Consider the following 17,181-nt stretch of genomic DNA (forward strand, 5'->3'; position numbering starts at 1 on the left):
TATTTTCTTTATAAGGATATAAAAAGCTCCTGCTCACAACTGAACAGGAGCTTCAAATCATTCATCAATACTTAACGCTCTAACGATTCGTATACGATTATGCTTTTTTCGTATCTACTACTTTAATATCTTCAGCATAAATCTTTTCTGCATAGTCTTTAATGTTTTTCCAGCTATCTTTCGCAATGTTTAAATCTTCTTTAATGAAAACAAGGTCGTTTGGACTAATTGAATCTACATTTTGAAGTAGAGAATTGTATTTTGATCCCATTGTGTACCATTGATTTGAAATGTTTTGCAACGCTGTAATTGCAGTATCAATTGTATTTGTTAAATACTCAGTTTGTGTTTTAATGTTCGTTAATCCCGCTACTTCTAATTGAGCAGTTGTAACTTGTCCTGTTATTTTTTGAATTTCTGCCTGTGCATTATCTAGTTCTTTCTTCGCTAATACGATACCAGCTGTACCACCGCCTACAGCCGCTGTGCCTCCTGCAATTAATGCGATTCCTAGCGGTGTTCCTGCTCCCGTAGCGATAACTACTGCACCACCGATAATTGCAATTGGCCCTAAAGCTGTCGCAACAGATGAACCGATAATAATTGCATTATATTTGCTAATTGCTTCATTGTACGTTGTAATTTGATTTTGCAATAGCGGAATCCCTGCATCTTGACTAGCTAAAATAGATGTGATTTGATTTGCATCACCCTTGAAGTTTTGCGTATCCGAAGTCATTTTATTTCGGAATTTCTTCAAATCTTCTACTAATTGGTCTACTTGTGCTTTATTTTCATTAATACTACTTGATAATCTAGTTAAACCTTTCGTAAGAGTTGCTTTATCTTTTGCATCTACCGCAGCAACTAAAGTATCATAATAGTTTTGGAATTTCGTATTGTAGTTAATGATATTTTGATTCGTTGAAATAAGCTGTGGTTTCAATACATCTAACCATTGCTTCGCATTTCCTCTAGCTGTATCTTGGTGCTGAATCACTTTCCCTTTTAAAGCTGCATCAACAGACGATACATTACCAAAGTTAACATTCCCTTGTTTAATAATTGTTAAAGCGTACAGATCCATTACTAAGGCGTTTGAACCTGTTCTTTCCATTGCATCTTTTAGGCCTTCTGGTCCTAATGAGTATTCTTCATAGTCATTATAAGCTTTTGCTACAGCATGAACTGGAGCTTGTTTCACTGTACTTTCAGCTGCATACGTATGAGCCGGCATAATGTTCCCTGCTGCAAATACTGCCATAAGTGCTGATAGAGCCATTACTTTATAAGGTTTTTTTGTCATTTTTCTTCTCTCCCTATATCGTTACTTATTTTTAATGTACTTCAACGTTTGTAACGTAATCTTCAAATTGATTCGTTTGTTTATTCATTTCATCACTTACTTTTTTAATTTGATTGAAATGTTTTTGAAGTAAACTACTATCTGTATACGTGCCTTCTTCAACACTCTTTTGAATTTGGATCATATTATTGTTTAGAACTTTCCAATCCGTTAATAACGTTTCTAAAGTTGAGATTTGACGATCAATTAATTCTGTAAAGCTACTTACTTGATCTTCAACGAATGTAATTTGTGTCGCCTCTGCTTCAGTTTGTGATAACTTTTGAATAAGTGGTAGTAGCTCTTTTTGCTTTTGCTGAATGCGAAGAGCTGCTTCTCTCGTTTGACTATCTGCAGCATTTACAATTTCATTACTTAAAGTACCGATAGAAACGAAATCAATTGTTTTCGTCTGCGCAGTTTGATTCGTAATTGTAAATACTTGTTTACCAATATTAATAGAACCTTTAATAATTTCTTGAGGCCTATTCAAAATAGTCGTTAATTCAGCTTGAATTTCCCCTTGAATTCTTTTAATATCTTCTCTTAATTTCACAATATCTCCACTTGATCCTTGCAGTGTTTTTATTGCTTCATCAGCTTTAATTGATAAGTTGCTACTATCTTTGTCTAATACCGTTTTAAATCGATTTAACTCTAATAAATCTTGCTCCATACTCTCTTGGATGCTTTGTACTTGCAATTGTAATTTTCCATATGCACTTGTAAAATCTGCTTTTGCCTTTTCATCTTCATTTATGTTTCCTGCTAGTTCATAGAGCTTACTATAATAACTATTAAATCTAGTACTATATCTCATCATCTCTTGATTTAAGTCGATTAGCTTCGGATTATATTCATCAATCCACTCTCTTACATTTGCCTTTGCAAACTTTTGATGATTCGTCAAACTACTCATCGCATTCACCTTAATATCCGGCTGTTGTAAAATAACTAGTCCATATGCTTGTATAAGTGGTGACTGTGATCCTAACATTCTAATTGAATTGGATAATGTATTTGGAGCAATTACATTTTGTGCATATACTGTTTTCACTTCTGTTTGCCCCTCCTTAGCGTAAGCGCTTACAGGAATAAAACAACTCGTAGATACTGCTGTAACCAATAACCCTGTAATTAAAGTCTTTTTCACTTTAACTCCTCCTATGTATTAGCAACTATTACTATCGCATTTTATTATTCTATTTTCTTGCACGTAATTTGAGATGGTTAAAATAGAGAACGTTCTTACCGTGATTCATGTACGAACCATCTCTCCCAACTTTTATTGCTACAGTACTCACTTATTGTTCTAAAACATTTCATATGTGATTAGTATGAATAACATTGTATAAAATTTCTATTTCATATCCATTTCCACATTCACACAGTGAATATATTACATAAAAATATTATTCATTTTAAACTAAATAACGTAAGCAAATATGAAATTCCGTTTTGTTTTCATGTAAGTTTTGTACTGTAAGGTCATTTAAACACAGCTATTTATCTATCGTAAAGAAGTATTTTCATTCCCTTTATTTTCAAGCTTTCCTGTCCTTATTTCAAAATATAATCCGCTTCACTTTTTCAATTGAAATATCCATATATCACAACAAAAACTCCTACTTACTTATAGATTTAAAAATTATATCAGTATATCTTTTAGGTTCATATGCAATTATGCATAGCGTATACACAAAAAGGATAGCTTCACTTTCGTAAAGCTATCCTTAAAAAATCTTCTTACTTTTTCAAATGATATGGAACTGTTGTAATAACAACATTTCTTTTATAGAGTAAATACGCACGAATGAGTAAACTAGACTGATTATGAAGAATGTTATGCCAACCTTTTTTCGGAATGAACTGTGGTATAACGACAGTAACTCGGTAATTTGATTCACTCGCTTTATATTGCACTGTATCAATAAACTTTGTTAGCGGTTGAATAATACTTCTATAGTGAGAATGTAAGGTAACAAGTCTTACTTCAGGTTGCCACTTCTTCCATTTCTCTTCAAATTTCTTTTCCTCTTCTCTGTCAAAAGCAACATATACAGCGATAACTTGATCTGCAGAAAGAGCCTTCGCATAGTTTAATGAATTTTCCACTACATGAGTCATACCTGCTACAGGAACGACAATTACATTTCCCTCAATTGGAACAAGTGGTTCACAAGTTTTTAAACTTAATTGATCGCCCACTGCATCGTAATGCTTCTTAACTCTATGGAACAAGAAGATGATGGCAGGTAAGAAAATAAGGATTGACCAAACTTGTGCAAATTTAGTTAAAAAGAACATGCTCATTACGATAAAACTAATAATTGCACCAATTAAATTAACCGTTAATCTCAAAGCCCATCCTTCAGGTTTTTCACGAAGCCATTTTAATACCATACCCGTTTGAGAAAGTGTAAATGGAATAAATACACCTACTGCATATAACGGGATTAAATGTTCTGTTTGCCCTTGGAAAGCTACAATTAAAATAATCGAAGCTATCCCAAGTATAATAATACCGTTTGAGTAACCTAGGCGGTCTCCTCTAATCGTAAACATTCTCGGTATAAATTTGTCTTTTGCAAGGTTAACTGCTAATAGTGGAAATGCAGAATAACCTGTATTAGCAGCAAGAATTAATATTAAAGCAGTTGTACCTTGTATGAAATAGTACATGAAATTACGTCCAAAAGTTTGTTCAGCAATTTGTGAAACAACTGTTACTTCCTTACTTGGATTAATTCCGTAATAATAAGCTAAAAAGACAATTCCTGAAAATAAAACGGCAAGTAATGCACCCATTGCAAGCAATGTTTTCGCTGCATTGTTAGGTGCAGGATCCTTAAAGTTTGGAATTGCGTTAGAGATTGCCTCAACACCTGTTAAAGCCGAACTACCCGATGCAAATGCTCGTAGCAGTAAGAACAAACTAATTCCGGCAACCGGCGTTCCAATCGGCGTGTGTAAAGTCGGTGAAACGTGACCAGTTAAAATATTGTATATCCCTACCCCAATTAATATAAATAGTGCTAGAACGAATAAATAAACCGGATATGCTAAAACGGAAGCTGATTCCGTTACCCCTCTTAAATTTAAAATAGTAATAAATATAACAAATATAATCGCAATGATTACATTATGTGCATGTAAACTAGGAAAAGCTGATGTGAGCGCATCTGTACCTGCAGACACACTTACTGCAACAGTTAAAATATAATCGACTAATAAAGATCCTCCAGCTATTAACCCTGGATTCATCCCTAAATTTTCTTTTGATACAACATACGCGCCCCCGCCATGCGGATAAGCAAAAATAATTTGACGATAAGATAAAATAAGGGCTGTCAATAATACTAATACCCCGATAGCGATCGGAATTGAATACCAATAAGCAATCGCTCCAAGACCTGCTAAAGCAATTAAAATTTGCTCTGGTCCATATGCAACCGATGACAATGCGTCAGAAGATAAAATGGCTAACGCCTTCGTTTTATTAAGCTTCTGCTCTCCTAACTCAGTTGATTTTAACGGTCTTCCAATTAAAAATCTTTTAATAGATGAAACCAATACTGTCCACTCTCCAATAATTTTGTACGAACGATGCTGCTTGTTACAGCCAGCCAACTATTTCTTCAGAAAACAAAAAATGTCTACAAGCCATAGCGAAATAGACTTGTAGACATTATTTTTTTTGTCGCACAAGCTCCACCTTCCTTCTCAATATAACGCTTACGAGGTTAGCTGTCGGATTCGGGCCTATGAGTAGCCCTACCTTTTTCAAGGATTCACCCCATCGGATTAAGAACTAATCCGTAAGAACGGGTCCCCCGTACCATGCGGTTTCAGCGATTTAGAAAATTGAAACTGTGGATTATAATACTCCTTTATTTTCAAAATGTAAACAAAAATTTTGAAAAAGAAAAAATTTAAAATGATTGCGCATAATCCGCCGGTAAATATACATAATGAATACTAAAAAATCGATAAAGGAGACCCATATGTCTAAAGAAAAGAAGCCTATTTTTTCCGATTCCTATTTAGATGCGTTAGCAAATGAAATTAATCAATTATACGGTAAACGTGAACAGGAAATAAATTTGACAGATAGAACGAAAAGAAATAAATAATTTGTCATAAAAAAAGAAAGCAATACACTTATATATTGCTTTCTTTTTTATTTTTTCATACATCCAATTCTATTTCTGATCTGTTAAAGGTCATTTCTTCATACACTTTCAAATTTTGATATACTGCTCCTAATAATGGTGCTTCTATAGAAAATTGTTCTGCTACATCTAGTAAGTATCCTTGTAAGTGCTTCCCTTCAATGGACGAACCTTTTTCCATATCACGCTGCATTGATGACTTCATATCATACGAAATTTTATCAATTGTTTTCATATGTTCCTGGGCAATACCATCCTTAACTGGAGCTTTCATAGACCTCATGATTTGCACACATTCTTCAAATAAGTTTCGGATAAATTCGTGTCCACCTTCACTTTCACGAATCGGTCCTATTGGTGCACGCATTAATGTCGTCACACCCGACATTACAGTAATAAATAAATATTTATGCCACATATCTTGCGTAATATTTTCACTTAAAACAAAACTAGATTTCGTACCTGCAAATGCTTTAGAAATATGCTTTATTCTCTCTGAACCTTGAAGCTTGATTTCTCCAAACAGAAGTCTGTTGGCAGCACTCGTTTGTACAATTTCTCCTTGATCGTTTAACGTCGTCTCGATAAAGCATAAACCACCAATTACTTTTTCCACACCAAATTCCTTTTGTAATTGTGATAAATGAGCGATACCATTTAACAATGGAATGATGACAGTTTTTTCGCTAACATAGGGCTTCAAATCTTGAATTGCCTCGTTTAAGTGATACGCTTTTGTTGAAAATAAAATGACATCAAATGGAGCAGTTCGATCTTCTTTCGTTATTAATTTCGGTTGGAAGGAAAAATCCCCGTTAACACTTCGGATTACAAGTCCTCTTTCCTCCAATTGTTTTTTCCGTTTACTACGAACAAGGAACGTAACATCTTCTCCCTTTTCTACTAATCGACCTCCAAAAAAACCTCCGACGCCACCAGCCCCTAATACTAAAATACGCATACAACATCCCCCTTTTCAAAATACAGTTTTATAACTTTTAGTATACATAACATTATACATGTCCCCTACTAAATAAGCTGAATTTTCATTCTTAATCGATTATAAAACAGTGGTTATTTTCAAATGAATTTGGGCATGTTGTTTTTATAGCATATATGGAAAGGAAACAATGTAAATGGAGGCAATACAAACAATCGAGGAAAAAGATGTAGCAACAGCTATATTTCAATTTATATTCCCGTTTTCTTTTAAAACTGGATATGAACAAAATATGTTCCCTTTCTTACAGAAAAATGATTTTCGCCCTTTTCGACTCGATCATCTTGAAAATGAAAATACATACTACGGAAAATTTCAAGTTTCACATCAAAATATGGAAGCATACTATCTTTCATTTACAAATAAAATTCTATTTCCTCACTCAGAGCATCAAAAAGGATTACAACGCTATTCTAAAGACCTTAACTTAACTGGACACTTAACAACAAATCTTATTTCCGTCCCCTTCAAGATACACTCTATTGACGTAACACTCTGTCCTTATGAACTTGGCTTCTTAACAATTCGGACAGAAGTAGAAACCGATCCAAACATGACATTATCAGAAGCAATCGAATTCGCCGCCCGCTTCCGTGTACTTGAAACTAAAAATGATACAAACGAGACTATTTGTATTGAATGTAATGGAAAACAATATTCACAAGTAGAGAAGCTTATATTCGGCGATTTATTTCATGGCTTAACAGACTTCTTTGAGAAAAAGAGATTGCGGAGCTCTTACTTTCAAACATTCCCATTCTTTGAAGATCAACGAATGTATGTACAAACTTTATTATCCATAAACAAAGAGTCTGACCTTCATGTAGTTGATGTATACCGAGCTTCCAGTCTTTCCGGATTAACAGACGATGGCAAGCCCTATATTAGCGCAAATAATGTTCCTTATATTCAAGATTATTTAACAAAACATTCTTATCAAAGATGGGCTCCTAATCGCTACTTTATTATGGAAGAACATATTTTCACATGTATAACAAACGAAGGTGAACGCGAATTCGCTAAACTTGCTAGTCAAATGTACGGGGAGTTTTATTACGCTTTGTTATTAAATCTATTTCATAAAGTTGTTTTATTAAAAATGGCAAACGCTTATGCCGAGTTAAATATTGAACAAGATACAAATGAAATAGAGAAATTAATTTATTCAATTAATTCATTTACAGCGAATTACTTCTCTTTAGAGTTAGTATCCCAATCACAGAGTGAAGATATTTTCTTCCGCTTAAGAAAGTTATTTAACATTGAGGTACTATATTTGAATGCAAAACAAAATCTTGATAGTTTGTTTAAATATCAAGAAAATGTCGCTTCTAAAAAAGATAGCCTTTTACTATTAATTTTAACGCTCTACTCTGTAGTAGGCCAAATGTTAGGGTTTACTATGATTGACCTCTTAAGAAACACCGATTCAAACAAAATATCATCGCCACTTGAATTTTTCGCACTTTTAATAGCAATAAGCGGTATAGTCATTTCACTTATTTTAGGAGCACAAAGTTTATACCAATGGAGTCTACAACATAAACGAAGAAAAGCATGGGTAAAACAAACTGTGCTTTCTGCTGTGAAAGAGAAAGATGATAAACATTAAAAAGATTATTCTCATTTACTGAAATTTTTATCGGCGATTTTTCGAATATATCGACTTACCGACAAAAAAACGACAAAAGACAGAACCGGATAATATCAAAAGGGTACTCCAAAATGACGTTTGGAGTACCCTTTTTTATTACACAAGTTCAGCTTACTTCCCTGCTTCGATTTGTTCTAATGCAGCAGCTACTTGTTCTTCAGTTAATTCATGTTGTACTACGTAGCGGTTACGTGGGCTTACACGACATTCATGAGAACATGCACGTAAGTATTTCGCTTCGTTTTCTTCCGAACATAAAATTTTCTTGTTACATTCTGGATTTGAACAGTTTACATAGCGCTCACAAGGTTCACCTGTAAAGTGATCTTTACCAACAATAACATGTTCTTTTTGGTTTACTGGTACAGCAATACGCTCATCAAACACGTAACATTGTCCATCCCAAAGCTCGCCTTGTACTTCTGGATCTTTTCCGTACGTTACAATTCCGCCGTGAAGCTGACTTACATCTTCATACCCTTCACGAACTAACCAACCAGAGAATTTCTCACAACGAATTCCACCTGTGCAGTACGTTAAAATCTTTTTACCTTCAAGTGTTTCTTTGTTTTCTCTAATCCAATCTGGTAATTCACGGAATGATTCGATATCTGGTTTAATTGCACCTTTGAAGTGTCCTAAATCAAACTCATAATCATTTCGTGCATCAATAATAACTGTATCTTCTTGTTTCATTGCTTCATAAAAATCTTTTGGCTCTAAATACTTTCCAGTTATTTCGTGTGGGTTAATGTCATCTTCTAGACGAAGTGTAACTAACTCTGGACGAGGACGCACGTGCATTTTCTTGAATGCGTGCCCTTCTTCTTCATCTATTTTAAATACGATACCGTCAAAGCGTGGATCGTTGTTCATTGCTTCCATGTATTTCTCTGTTTGTTCTACAGTTCCAGAACAAGTTCCGTTAATTCCTTCTTTAGCTACAAGGATTCTTCCTTTTAATTCAAGTGAATTACAAAATGCTAAATGCTCTGCAGCGAATTCTTCAGGGTTTTCAATTGTTGTGTACATGTAATATAGTAATACTCTGTATGGTTTTGTAGTTGCCAATGTATTTCTACCACCTATCTAATTTTTAAAATCATGTATAAGTTAACGTTCATATCAAAACATATATAATAAGAAAATGTATCCAAAGTTTTATGCATCCCATTTTCTTCTCTTTATACTATTTTCTATAAGTTAACAAAAATAAAAAACAAGATTACACATCAAAACACTATGGTTATGTTGTAATCCCAATATATTATATATCATACAAATCCATTTCCATCAATTAATATACTGTATTATAGGCTTTATGTTCACATAAATTTCAAAAATAGCCCTTTAATTCATTATGTTTCCCCACGTCATCACACCATAAACTCCCAATTTTTCATAACACCACACCATTTATTGTGTAAAGGCATATAATTTGCACTAAGGAAACATTTATGTTCAAATAAAATTATCAACTAATACATTTAAATGTATTGAAATAATGAGCAAGAATAAATACAATAATTTCATCAAGTTAACATTTTAAAGGGGAAAACTACTATGAATAAAGATATATCAAAAGATGAACAAGTCCCTTCTCAAAGTACAACTGTTCAATCAGCGCATTTAGCATTAAGTGGACAAACGAAAGGCTTAAAAAGACTATTACCATTCTTAGGCCCAGCTTTTATCGCTTCAGTCGCTTATATTGATCCTGGCAATTTCGCGACAAATATTGCAGCTGGATCACAATATGGATATTTATTACTCTGGGTAATTCTTGCTTCTAATTTAATGGCGGTATTAATCCAAACTTTATCCGCTAAATTAGGAATTGCTACAGGTAAAAACCTTCCTGAAATCGCTCGAGAAAACTTCCCAAAACCTGTTTCCATCGGTTTATGGATTCAAGGGGAGCTCGTTATTATGGCGACTGATTTAGCTGAATTTATTGGAGCGGCACTCGGATTGTACTTATTGTTCGGGATTCCAATGTTACCAGCCGCTTTAATTACAGCTGCTGGATCATTTATTATTCTTGAATTTCAACGCAGAGGCTTCCGTCCATTAGAAGCTATTATAACAGGAATGATTTTTATCGTTGTTATCGCTTTTGGTGTACAAGTCTTCTACGCAAAACCAGAATTAAGCCCTTTACTTTCAGGTCTATTTATTCCAAAATTCCAAGGCGTGGATAGTATCTTATTAGCAGCTGGTATTTTAGGCGCAACCGTTATGCCACATGCAATATATCTACATTCCGCCTTAACGCAGCGCCGTGTAGTCGGAACAAATGATGAACAAAAGAAAAAGATTTTCCGCTTCGAATTTATTGATATCATTATCGCAATGGTTATCGCTGGAGCAATTAATGCAAGTATGTTAATTGTTGCTGCTGCACTATTCTTTAAAAACGGCTTGCATGTTGAAGATCTTGATGTTGCTTTTAACCAATTTAGTAACTTAGTCGGTCCTGCATCCGCTGCTTTATTTGGAATCGGACTTTTATCAGCAGGTTTATCTAGCTCTTCAGTCGGGACAATGTCTGGTGACATTATCATGCAAGGATTCATTCGAATGCATATTCCGTTATATTTACGCCGATTTATTACAATGATTCCACCATTAGTTATTATCGCTTTAGGTGTAAACCCAACTTACGCTCTCGTTATGAGCCAAGTTGTCTTATCATTCGGTATTGCTTTTGCGTTAGTACCACTTATTATGTTTACAAGCAGTAAAAAAATTATGGGTGCACTCGTTAACCACCGTATAACAACTTTTATCGCTTGGATAATCGCTGCACTCGTTATCATTTTAAATATTTTCTTACTGTATCAAACATTTGTAGGGTAATGAAAAAAGGTATTCCAATAAAAATGGAATACCTTTTTTGGCGAAGTAATTCTCTTCTAATTACCACCTATGTATGTACCTCTTTCTGGCATTATCGCACCTTTTTCAGTTCGAAAGTAAAGTGGTAATCCTTCCGAAAGAAATATACTCACCTTGGATGGATCCTGCCTTTGATGATGAATATGTAAATGGGGCTCACTTGAACTCCCTGAGTTACCGACTTGAGCAAGAACCTCTCCTTCATTTACATGTTGCCCTTCCCTCACATTAATTGATCCTTTCTTTAAATGGGCAAGCATCAAAAATGTCCCTGTTTCATCTAGTCGTAAATAAATATGATTCCCCGCCATTGACTGAAAATCATCCGATCCCGGAACTACATCTTTTTCATCCTTATTGATAGATACAACTGTTCCAGAAGCTGGTGCCATTACTTTCGCTCCATATATTCCATAGTCACCTAACTTACTACTTTTCACTTCAGCAGGCGGGATAAGAATATCATATGCCCATCGTTCATTCGGTTTTATAACGTGATAGTTCGTTTCTACCCGATCACCACCCCATCCTACTAGTGCTCGTTCATTTAAGGGAAAACGAACGACTATTTTAGGACTCATAGTCTGTACATCTGCTGGGTAAGCAAGTCCGCCTATGTTAGCAAACCACCCTAAAGGCCAAGCTCCAATTATAGAGAAAAGAACTATGAAGAGTAGTGTTCTATCTATTCGCTTTCTGAAAATAACTTTCCACACAAATAGTAATACTGACCCTATCGAAATAAAGATTGATACTACGCTAAAGGCTTGTATACTCCACCAAACAATGACTGATATAACACCATTAACTAAATAAACTACACTCCAACTTATAATTAAAAATGCAACTAAAATTACTAATACATATTTCTTCCACATGTTGTATCCCCACTCTCATATCTTTGTTCTACATGATACGAAGTGAACATTACGACATAAAAAAGAAATACTTACGACTTTCTTACATTTCTTTATACTGCGGTAAAACGATAGTGAAAACTGTTTCTTTATCATTACTACGCACAGTAATATCTCCTCTATGAAGCTCAGCTATACTTCTCGCAATTGCAAGTCCCATTCCTTTTCCACCCGTATGAGAGTTACGTGATTTTTCACCACGATAAAACTTCTCAAAAACGTAAGGAAGGTTCTCATCCGGAATGCATTGTCCAAAATTTTTAATTTCTATTTTAACGTTCATGTCTCTTTTAAAAACTTGAATTAAAATCTCCTTTCCGTCTTTCCCGTACATAATACTATTACTAATTACATTTTCGAATAGCCTTACCATAAGCGCTACATCCATTTCCACATGTAAATCCTTATCACCTTTAATACAAAAGCTCATATCGGCATCATCTAGTTGTGGTACAAAATCAATCATGATTTGTTCAATGAACGCTTTCATATTTACTACACTTTTATGTAATTCAATCTCTCTATAATTTATTTGACAATATTCTAATAAATCATCTACTTGATTTTTTAATTCATAACTTTTTCGCTTTAATATACTTACATACTGTTCACATTCTTCTCCATTTGAATGAAGCTTATCTCCTAACAGATCCGTGTAACCGATTAGCGATGTTACAGGAGTTCGTAAATCATGAGAAATATTACTAATCATTTCATTTTTCATTTCCTGCGATTTTTTTTCATTCTCGATAGACTCTTTTAAACTTTTGGCCATCCAATTAACATTCGTGGCTAATTCACCAATCTCATCGTTTTTTAAAATAGGTATATGTATTTCAAAATTACCATTACTTATTTCCTTCACGTTCTTGTTAATTTCAGACAATCTTTTCATCATTGTTTTTGTCATGAATGCAAAGTATGTTGTAATAAAAATTAAAAAAACTATAAAATATAAAAATGAATATTTTTCTTCTAATGCAGTAACATGACTATACATATTTCCAATTAACATTTGAAACGCTATTATACTTAAAGTTGCTAACAAGATGCTACATATGAATGCGATAAAAAACTTAGCTCTAATGCCTTGTAATGATTTAATCTTCAATTTTATATCCGACTCCCCAAACATTTTGAATAAACTTCGGTTCTTTTTGATTCTCTTCAATTTTATTTCTTAATCTTGCGATATGAACCATTACTGTATTATTACTTTCATAGGCTCTTTCTTTCCAAACGCTCTCATATATTTCTTCAATAGTAAACACACGATTCTTTGCACCTGCCATTAAGTACAAAATATCATATTCAGTTTTCGTAAGGTTGATTATTTCTCCATATAACATCACTGTTCTCGACACTTCATCTATTTCTAAACCTCTAATGTTTATTATCTTTTTTATTACTTGGACAGCATTTTGATTGAAATATGTATACCTTCTTAATTGAGCTTTCACTCTTGCTATAAATTCAATTGTACTGAACGGTTTCACAATATAATCATCTGCTCCAGTACTAAATCCAATTACCTTATCTACATCTGATGATTTTGCGCTTAAAAACATAATTGGTAAACTATGTTTCTCTCTAATCCTTCTACACAATTCTATACCATCCATTTGTGGCATCATAATATCCAAAATAGCAAGTTTAATACTGTTATTATTTATTATTTCTAAAGCCTCTTCCCCGTTATGAGCACTAAAAACTTTAAAACCTTCTTGCATTAAATTCGCGTTAACAAATCGAACAATATCTTGATCATCATCTACAATTAAAATTGAATTTTTCTCCATATACAAACCTCTTTTTGAAATATATTCCACAATCAATTTTATCACAAATCAAAACCATACTTCCCTCTTGAATAATCTTTATTTTCAGATTACATTATATAATAACAACACATTCTAGTTTCAGAAGAAATGGAGTGAAAGTATGTTTCCTATATTGAAAACCGATCGACTCATTTTAAGAGAACTTACCGAAGAAGATGCACCGAGTATACTACAATGCTTTTCTAATACTGATGTACTGCGCTATTATGGCCAAAAACCATTACAAGATGTTGATCAAGTGAAACAAATCCTTACTAACTTTAAGTTGAGTTACAATACAAGAAGCGGTATAAAGTGGGGAATCGAATTAAAAGATAAGAAAGAACTCATTGGTACCATCGGTTTTCACGATTGGTCTTCTGAGCATAAACGAGCCAATTTAAGTTATGCCTTTTTCCCTGAACACTGGGGAAATGGATATGCTACTGAGGCAGTTTCTGAAGTTATATCTTACGGCTTCCATACACTTCATTTAAAGCGTATCGGAGCAATTGTCTTCCTTGAAAATGAGGCGTCAAATAAAGTGCTATTAAAATTAGGGTTTGAAAAAGAAGGAGTTCTAAAAAATTATATGTATCAAGATGATATTCCCTATGACACGAATTATTATTCTTTATTAAAATCAGTTTAATAGAATTTATGTGTAAAAAAACCTTACTTTTAAAAGTAAGGTTTTTTTCAGGCTGTGGAGAAAGTCTTTTCATGTGTCAACACTGATAAAAAAGAGGACAAAGAGAGATTTTTTATGATGGGTGCTTTAAAAACATCGTGATGAGCGTGTATCCGTTTCTGTAGAAGAGTTCGTTCCACAAGACCATTTCCTTCGTGCGATCAAAGCGACAATTAGTTTTCATTTTATTAAGGAAAAACTCCACGAAACTTCAACTATCAGGTGCTAATGTTCAACAATGTGTACCGATAATGATCAAACATTTTTATAAACCAACATAACGGACAGTAAATCGGCTTTTCTCTTGTCGAAATTTACTTAGCATACAGTGGTCATATATTTTTAAGAATAGCGGAAGAATATATAGAAAATGCTACATAGATGTGAAGTTTAATCTACTTAGGGGGGACAACCTTGTTCAATCAAATGGTAAAAGCTGTACCGAATTTATTTACGATCGGAAATTTATTGTGCGGTGTTTTTTCAATTACCATGAATATGAATGACTATTTGGAAGTAGCCTCCATTTTCATTTTCTTTTCAGCTGTTTTTGATTTTCTTGATGGAAGGATTGCGAGAAAATTAAAAGTGAACAGTGAGTTTGGTGTAGAATTGGATTCCTTAGCTGATATTGTTAGTTTCGGAGTTGCTCCTGCACTTTTATTTCATTCGATAGCAACACCATCTATTTTAACTTCTTTGGCATTTGTCCTTTTCCCAACGATGGGTGCTTTAAGATTAGCTAAATTTAGTGTTAAACCAACCATTGGATATTTTAAGGGATTACCTATTCCAGCTGCTGGATTACCATTAGCTGGTATGGGGTTGTTTTCATATAGCAATGCATGGATTACATTAATCCTCGCTCTCTTAATGGTAAGTCCAATTAAGTTTAAAAAATTTTAAGTGTGGGCCCGCCCATCACCATCAAAACTTTACGGAATATCGTTTATTTGAGTAAGACTATAGAAATAGTAAAGGGTAGGTTCTGTTGCAAAGTTTGAAAAAAGCATAAACTAGTTGGTAAATAAGGATAAAGGTTTAAGAATTAGCTAGTAATTGTTGAATTTCATTGTACGTTGAAAATGTGGAGCGAGGGGCTAGCCTCTCCTAATGTCATAAAAAATAAAGAGTGATAGGAATTCATCAAACCTGAAAATTTCCTAAAATAAAAAAAGAATTGCCCTTGGTCAAAAACAGACTGTAGGGATTTTCATCTTTTTGTATTAATTACCCATCCAGGTCTTCCCCCCTTGTTTTTAAGTGTAAATGCAATAGCTGGGGTGAAAACAGGGAATAGTCTCTTCTAAAATGAAAGTAAACTTTTCAATATTAGTTTACTTTCATTTTATTGACTTTATCACAACTTACCCATTCCCCTCAAAAATGACTAGAAAAGTATTCATTCAAAACACTATAAATAAAGAATCTAAAAACTACATGAACAAAAACAAACATCTCATTGATATACAACTGATTCGAAGTAATTCATATTACTCTAAGGACTATCCAAAGTAATAATGACCCATACTAAAAATAGATATAGACGCTTAGATGAAATGGGTGATCAATATGTATATGCCAATGGAACAAGAGATTAGAGGATATTTAGTTACAGGTTCCTGTCTTGTAATTATAGTTTCTTTAATACTTCTCATTTATTGGCTCATTAAGTACAAAAAAATATCATCTGATTTATTGCACACTTCTTAACACTTGCTTTAAGTTTATTCCTTTTGATAAACCTTCTAATTGGACCTAACTTTTCTAATTACCCTATGGCATCAGAGGAAAATTCACCTCAATTGGCCTTATCAGGAATCACTTGGATAGTAAGTATTATTCTCCTCTCAAAAGGAATTTTGAAGTTTATTAAACGAAACGTTCGTAATTAAAAACAGCACCTAAACTTATCTAATTTAAATAAGGTTGGGTGCTGTTTTAGTTACCATAATTCCACTTATCAGTAGCAAGGAAAAAGCAGATCCCTACTCTCATAAAGAATCTACCTCTTTCTATCAATCCATGCAATTTTTTATACATTTCTATTATAGTGTGGGTTCTCGTTTGTTACTGGATTAACTGAAAAACTCTATAAAATCCTGCATACTTTTAGCGTAGGTTTTTCGAAAATACTGGTGATGGCACACCGTAATATTGCACGCCAGCAATACCAAAAATGGACTTTTCCTTCGGTAGGAAGAATCCCACTGACGTTAGTCAGCTTGCCTCTTTAGGAGTGGAATGTCAATATATATTCCACCATAATACAACTTCAAAACTATTTTTCTTTTTTCCATGATATTCGAAATTCCCCACCATGTTCTTCCGTTTTAATTTTAACCTTATATGTATCATCCTTAGGTACTTTAATATTTTTTTCGCCTTCGCCACTATTAAACTCTAGTATTGTATTATCATTTGAATCCACAACATAAGCAATTATAGTTCCTTTTTTAGTTTTATCATCAAAAGAAAATATCCAATTCTCACCTTTTTTAACTTTCCTATCTTGAGTTGCTGATCCGGTAAATTTTCTATAATCCCCAGATATACTACCAGATACACTATCTGAAGAACCATGAACTTTACCCCCAACAATAGTTCCCTCTCTTGTAAAACAACCACTAAGAATTACTAAACACAAAGCAAATAAAATTGTATTTTTAAAAATTTTCAACATC

Annotated in this window: 14 protein-coding genes and 1 riboswitch; of the genes, 5 read left to right on the forward strand and 9 right to left on the reverse strand. The window is 33.6% G+C overall.

Going from position 1 to position 17,181, the window contains the following annotated elements; translation table 11 throughout:
- Nucleotides 1-97 precede the first annotated feature (97 nt).
- From nheB to QCI44_RS18995, 3 genes are all read right to left on the reverse strand, one after another.
- Complete coding sequence (gene nheB, locus QCI44_RS18985; protein ID WP_016088378.1) at nucleotides 98-1,306, reverse strand: non-hemolytic enterotoxin NHE subunit B; 1,209 nt, start codon at nucleotides 1,304-1,306, stop codon at nucleotides 98-100.
- A gap of 31 nt (nucleotides 1,307-1,337) precedes the next feature.
- Nucleotides 1,338-2,498, reverse strand: coding sequence for a non-hemolytic enterotoxin NHE subunit A (gene nheA / locus QCI44_RS18990; RefSeq protein WP_016134157.1), 1,161 nt, complete (start codon nucleotides 2,496-2,498; stop codon nucleotides 1,338-1,340).
- A gap of 593 nt (nucleotides 2,499-3,091) precedes the next feature.
- Nucleotides 3,092-4,918 carry an APC family permease gene (locus QCI44_RS18995; RefSeq protein ID WP_016088380.1) on the reverse strand — a complete coding sequence of 609 codons (1,827 nt, stop codon included), beginning with the start codon at nucleotides 4,916-4,918 and terminating at the stop codon, nucleotides 3,092-3,094.
- A gap of 144 nt (nucleotides 4,919-5,062) precedes the next feature.
- Nucleotides 5,063-5,209, reverse strand: a riboswitch (cyclic di-AMP (ydaO/yuaA leader).
- A 140-nt stretch (nucleotides 5,210-5,349) separates the two neighbouring features.
- Here QCI44_RS18995 and QCI44_RS19000 point away from each other — a divergent pair.
- A complete protein-coding gene (locus QCI44_RS19000; RefSeq protein ID WP_000031869.1) occupies nucleotides 5,350-5,478 on the forward strand; it encodes a hypothetical protein in 129 nt (42 codons plus the stop codon).
- A 55-nt stretch (nucleotides 5,479-5,533) separates the two neighbouring features.
- Here the strand turns inward: QCI44_RS19000 and panE are convergent, their stop codons facing one another.
- Nucleotides 5,534-6,478 (reverse strand): 2-dehydropantoate 2-reductase, encoded by a 945-nt coding sequence (gene panE / locus QCI44_RS19005; RefSeq protein ID WP_016088381.1) that lies wholly within the window; start codon nucleotides 6,476-6,478, stop codon nucleotides 5,534-5,536.
- A gap of 175 nt (nucleotides 6,479-6,653) precedes the next feature.
- On the opposite strand from panE, the gene QCI44_RS19010 reads away from it, so the two are divergent.
- Nucleotides 6,654-8,129 (forward strand): hypothetical protein, encoded by a 1,476-nt coding sequence (locus tag QCI44_RS19010; RefSeq protein WP_016134156.1) that lies wholly within the window; start codon nucleotides 6,654-6,656, stop codon nucleotides 8,127-8,129.
- A 153-nt stretch (nucleotides 8,130-8,282) separates the two neighbouring features.
- Here QCI44_RS19010 and trhO read toward each other — a convergent pair whose 3' ends face one another.
- The gene (gene trhO / locus QCI44_RS19015; RefSeq protein WP_000246226.1) at nucleotides 8,283-9,242 is read right to left on the reverse strand and encodes an oxygen-dependent tRNA uridine(34) hydroxylase TrhO; all 960 of its coding nucleotides are present in this window, start codon (nucleotides 9,240-9,242) and stop codon (nucleotides 8,283-8,285) included.
- A gap of 492 nt (nucleotides 9,243-9,734) precedes the next feature.
- On the opposite strand from trhO, the gene QCI44_RS19020 reads away from it, so the two are divergent.
- Complete coding sequence (locus QCI44_RS19020) at nucleotides 9,735-11,030, forward strand: Nramp family divalent metal transporter (protein ID WP_001030665.1); 1,296 nt, start codon at nucleotides 9,735-9,737, stop codon at nucleotides 11,028-11,030.
- A gap of 56 nt (nucleotides 11,031-11,086) precedes the next feature.
- Here the strand turns inward: QCI44_RS19020 and QCI44_RS19025 are convergent, their stop codons facing one another.
- From QCI44_RS19025 to QCI44_RS19035, 3 genes are all read right to left on the reverse strand, one after another.
- Nucleotides 11,087-11,947, reverse strand: a complete 861-nt coding sequence (locus QCI44_RS19025; protein WP_016134155.1) for a M23 family metallopeptidase — start codon at nucleotides 11,945-11,947, stop codon at nucleotides 11,087-11,089.
- 82 nt (nucleotides 11,948-12,029) lie between these two features.
- On the reverse strand, nucleotides 12,030-13,097 hold the full coding sequence (locus QCI44_RS19030; protein WP_016134154.1) for a sensor histidine kinase: 1,068 nt from the start codon (nucleotides 13,095-13,097) through the stop codon (nucleotides 12,030-12,032).
- Nucleotides 13,087-13,785 carry a response regulator transcription factor gene (locus tag QCI44_RS19035; RefSeq protein WP_098985829.1) on the reverse strand — a complete coding sequence of 233 codons (699 nt, stop codon included), beginning with the start codon at nucleotides 13,783-13,785 and terminating at the stop codon, nucleotides 13,087-13,089. The genes QCI44_RS19030 and QCI44_RS19035 overlap by 11 nt, the downstream gene beginning before the upstream one ends.
- A 142-nt stretch (nucleotides 13,786-13,927) precedes the next feature.
- Here QCI44_RS19035 and QCI44_RS19040 point away from each other — a divergent pair, with 142 nt between their 5' ends.
- Nucleotides 13,928-14,458, forward strand: a complete 531-nt coding sequence (locus tag QCI44_RS19040; RefSeq protein WP_016088386.1) for a GNAT family N-acetyltransferase — start codon at nucleotides 13,928-13,930, stop codon at nucleotides 14,456-14,458.
- Between the two features lie 453 nt (nucleotides 14,459-14,911).
- A complete protein-coding gene (gene pssA, locus QCI44_RS19045) occupies nucleotides 14,912-15,403 on the forward strand; it encodes a CDP-diacylglycerol--serine O-phosphatidyltransferase (protein ID WP_016088387.1) in 492 nt (163 codons plus the stop codon).
- Between the two features lie 1,375 nt (nucleotides 15,404-16,778).
- On the opposite strand, the gene QCI44_RS19050 is transcribed toward pssA, so the two are convergent.
- Nucleotides 16,779-17,180: a hypothetical protein gene (locus QCI44_RS19050; RefSeq protein WP_016088388.1), complete on the reverse strand. Its 402-nt coding sequence runs from the start codon at nucleotides 17,178-17,180 to the stop codon at nucleotides 16,779-16,781.
- Nucleotide 17,181: the final 1 nt, after the last annotated feature.

Origin of the sequence: Bacillus cereus group sp. RP37 (assembly GCF_040459695.1) — a bacterium.
Lineage (GTDB): Bacteria > Bacillota > Bacilli > Bacillales > Bacillaceae_G > Bacillus_A.

What these genes read in the sequence shown, in the direction of transcription:
- nheB (WP_016088378.1), bottom strand. Translation starts at nt 1,306, where the DNA reads ATGACAAAAAAACCTTATAAAGTAATGGCTCTATCAGCACTTATGGCA.
- QCI44_RS19000 (WP_000031869.1), top strand. Translation starts at nt 5,350, where the DNA reads ATGTCTAAAGAAAAGAAGCCTATTTTTTCCGATTCCTATTTAGATGCG.
- panE (WP_016088381.1), bottom strand. Translation starts at nt 6,478, where the DNA reads ATGCGTATTTTAGTATTAGGGGCTGGTGGCGTCGGAGGTTTTTTTGGA.
- QCI44_RS19010 (WP_016134156.1), top strand. Translation starts at nt 6,654, where the DNA reads ATGGAGGCAATACAAACAATCGAGGAAAAAGATGTAGCAACAGCTATA.
- QCI44_RS19020 (WP_001030665.1), top strand. Translation starts at nt 9,735, where the DNA reads ATGAATAAAGATATATCAAAAGATGAACAAGTCCCTTCTCAAAGTACA.
- QCI44_RS19025 (WP_016134155.1), bottom strand. Translation starts at nt 11,947, where the DNA reads ATGTGGAAGAAATATGTATTAGTAATTTTAGTTGCATTTTTAATTATA.
- QCI44_RS19035 (WP_098985829.1), bottom strand. Translation starts at nt 13,785, where the DNA reads ATGGAGAAAAATTCAATTTTAATTGTAGATGATGATCAAGATATTGTT.
- QCI44_RS19040 (WP_016088386.1), top strand. Translation starts at nt 13,928, where the DNA reads ATGTTTCCTATATTGAAAACCGATCGACTCATTTTAAGAGAACTTACC.
- QCI44_RS19050 (WP_016088388.1), bottom strand. Translation starts at nt 17,180, where the DNA reads ATGTTGAAAATTTTTAAAAATACAATTTTATTTGCTTTGTGTTTAGTA.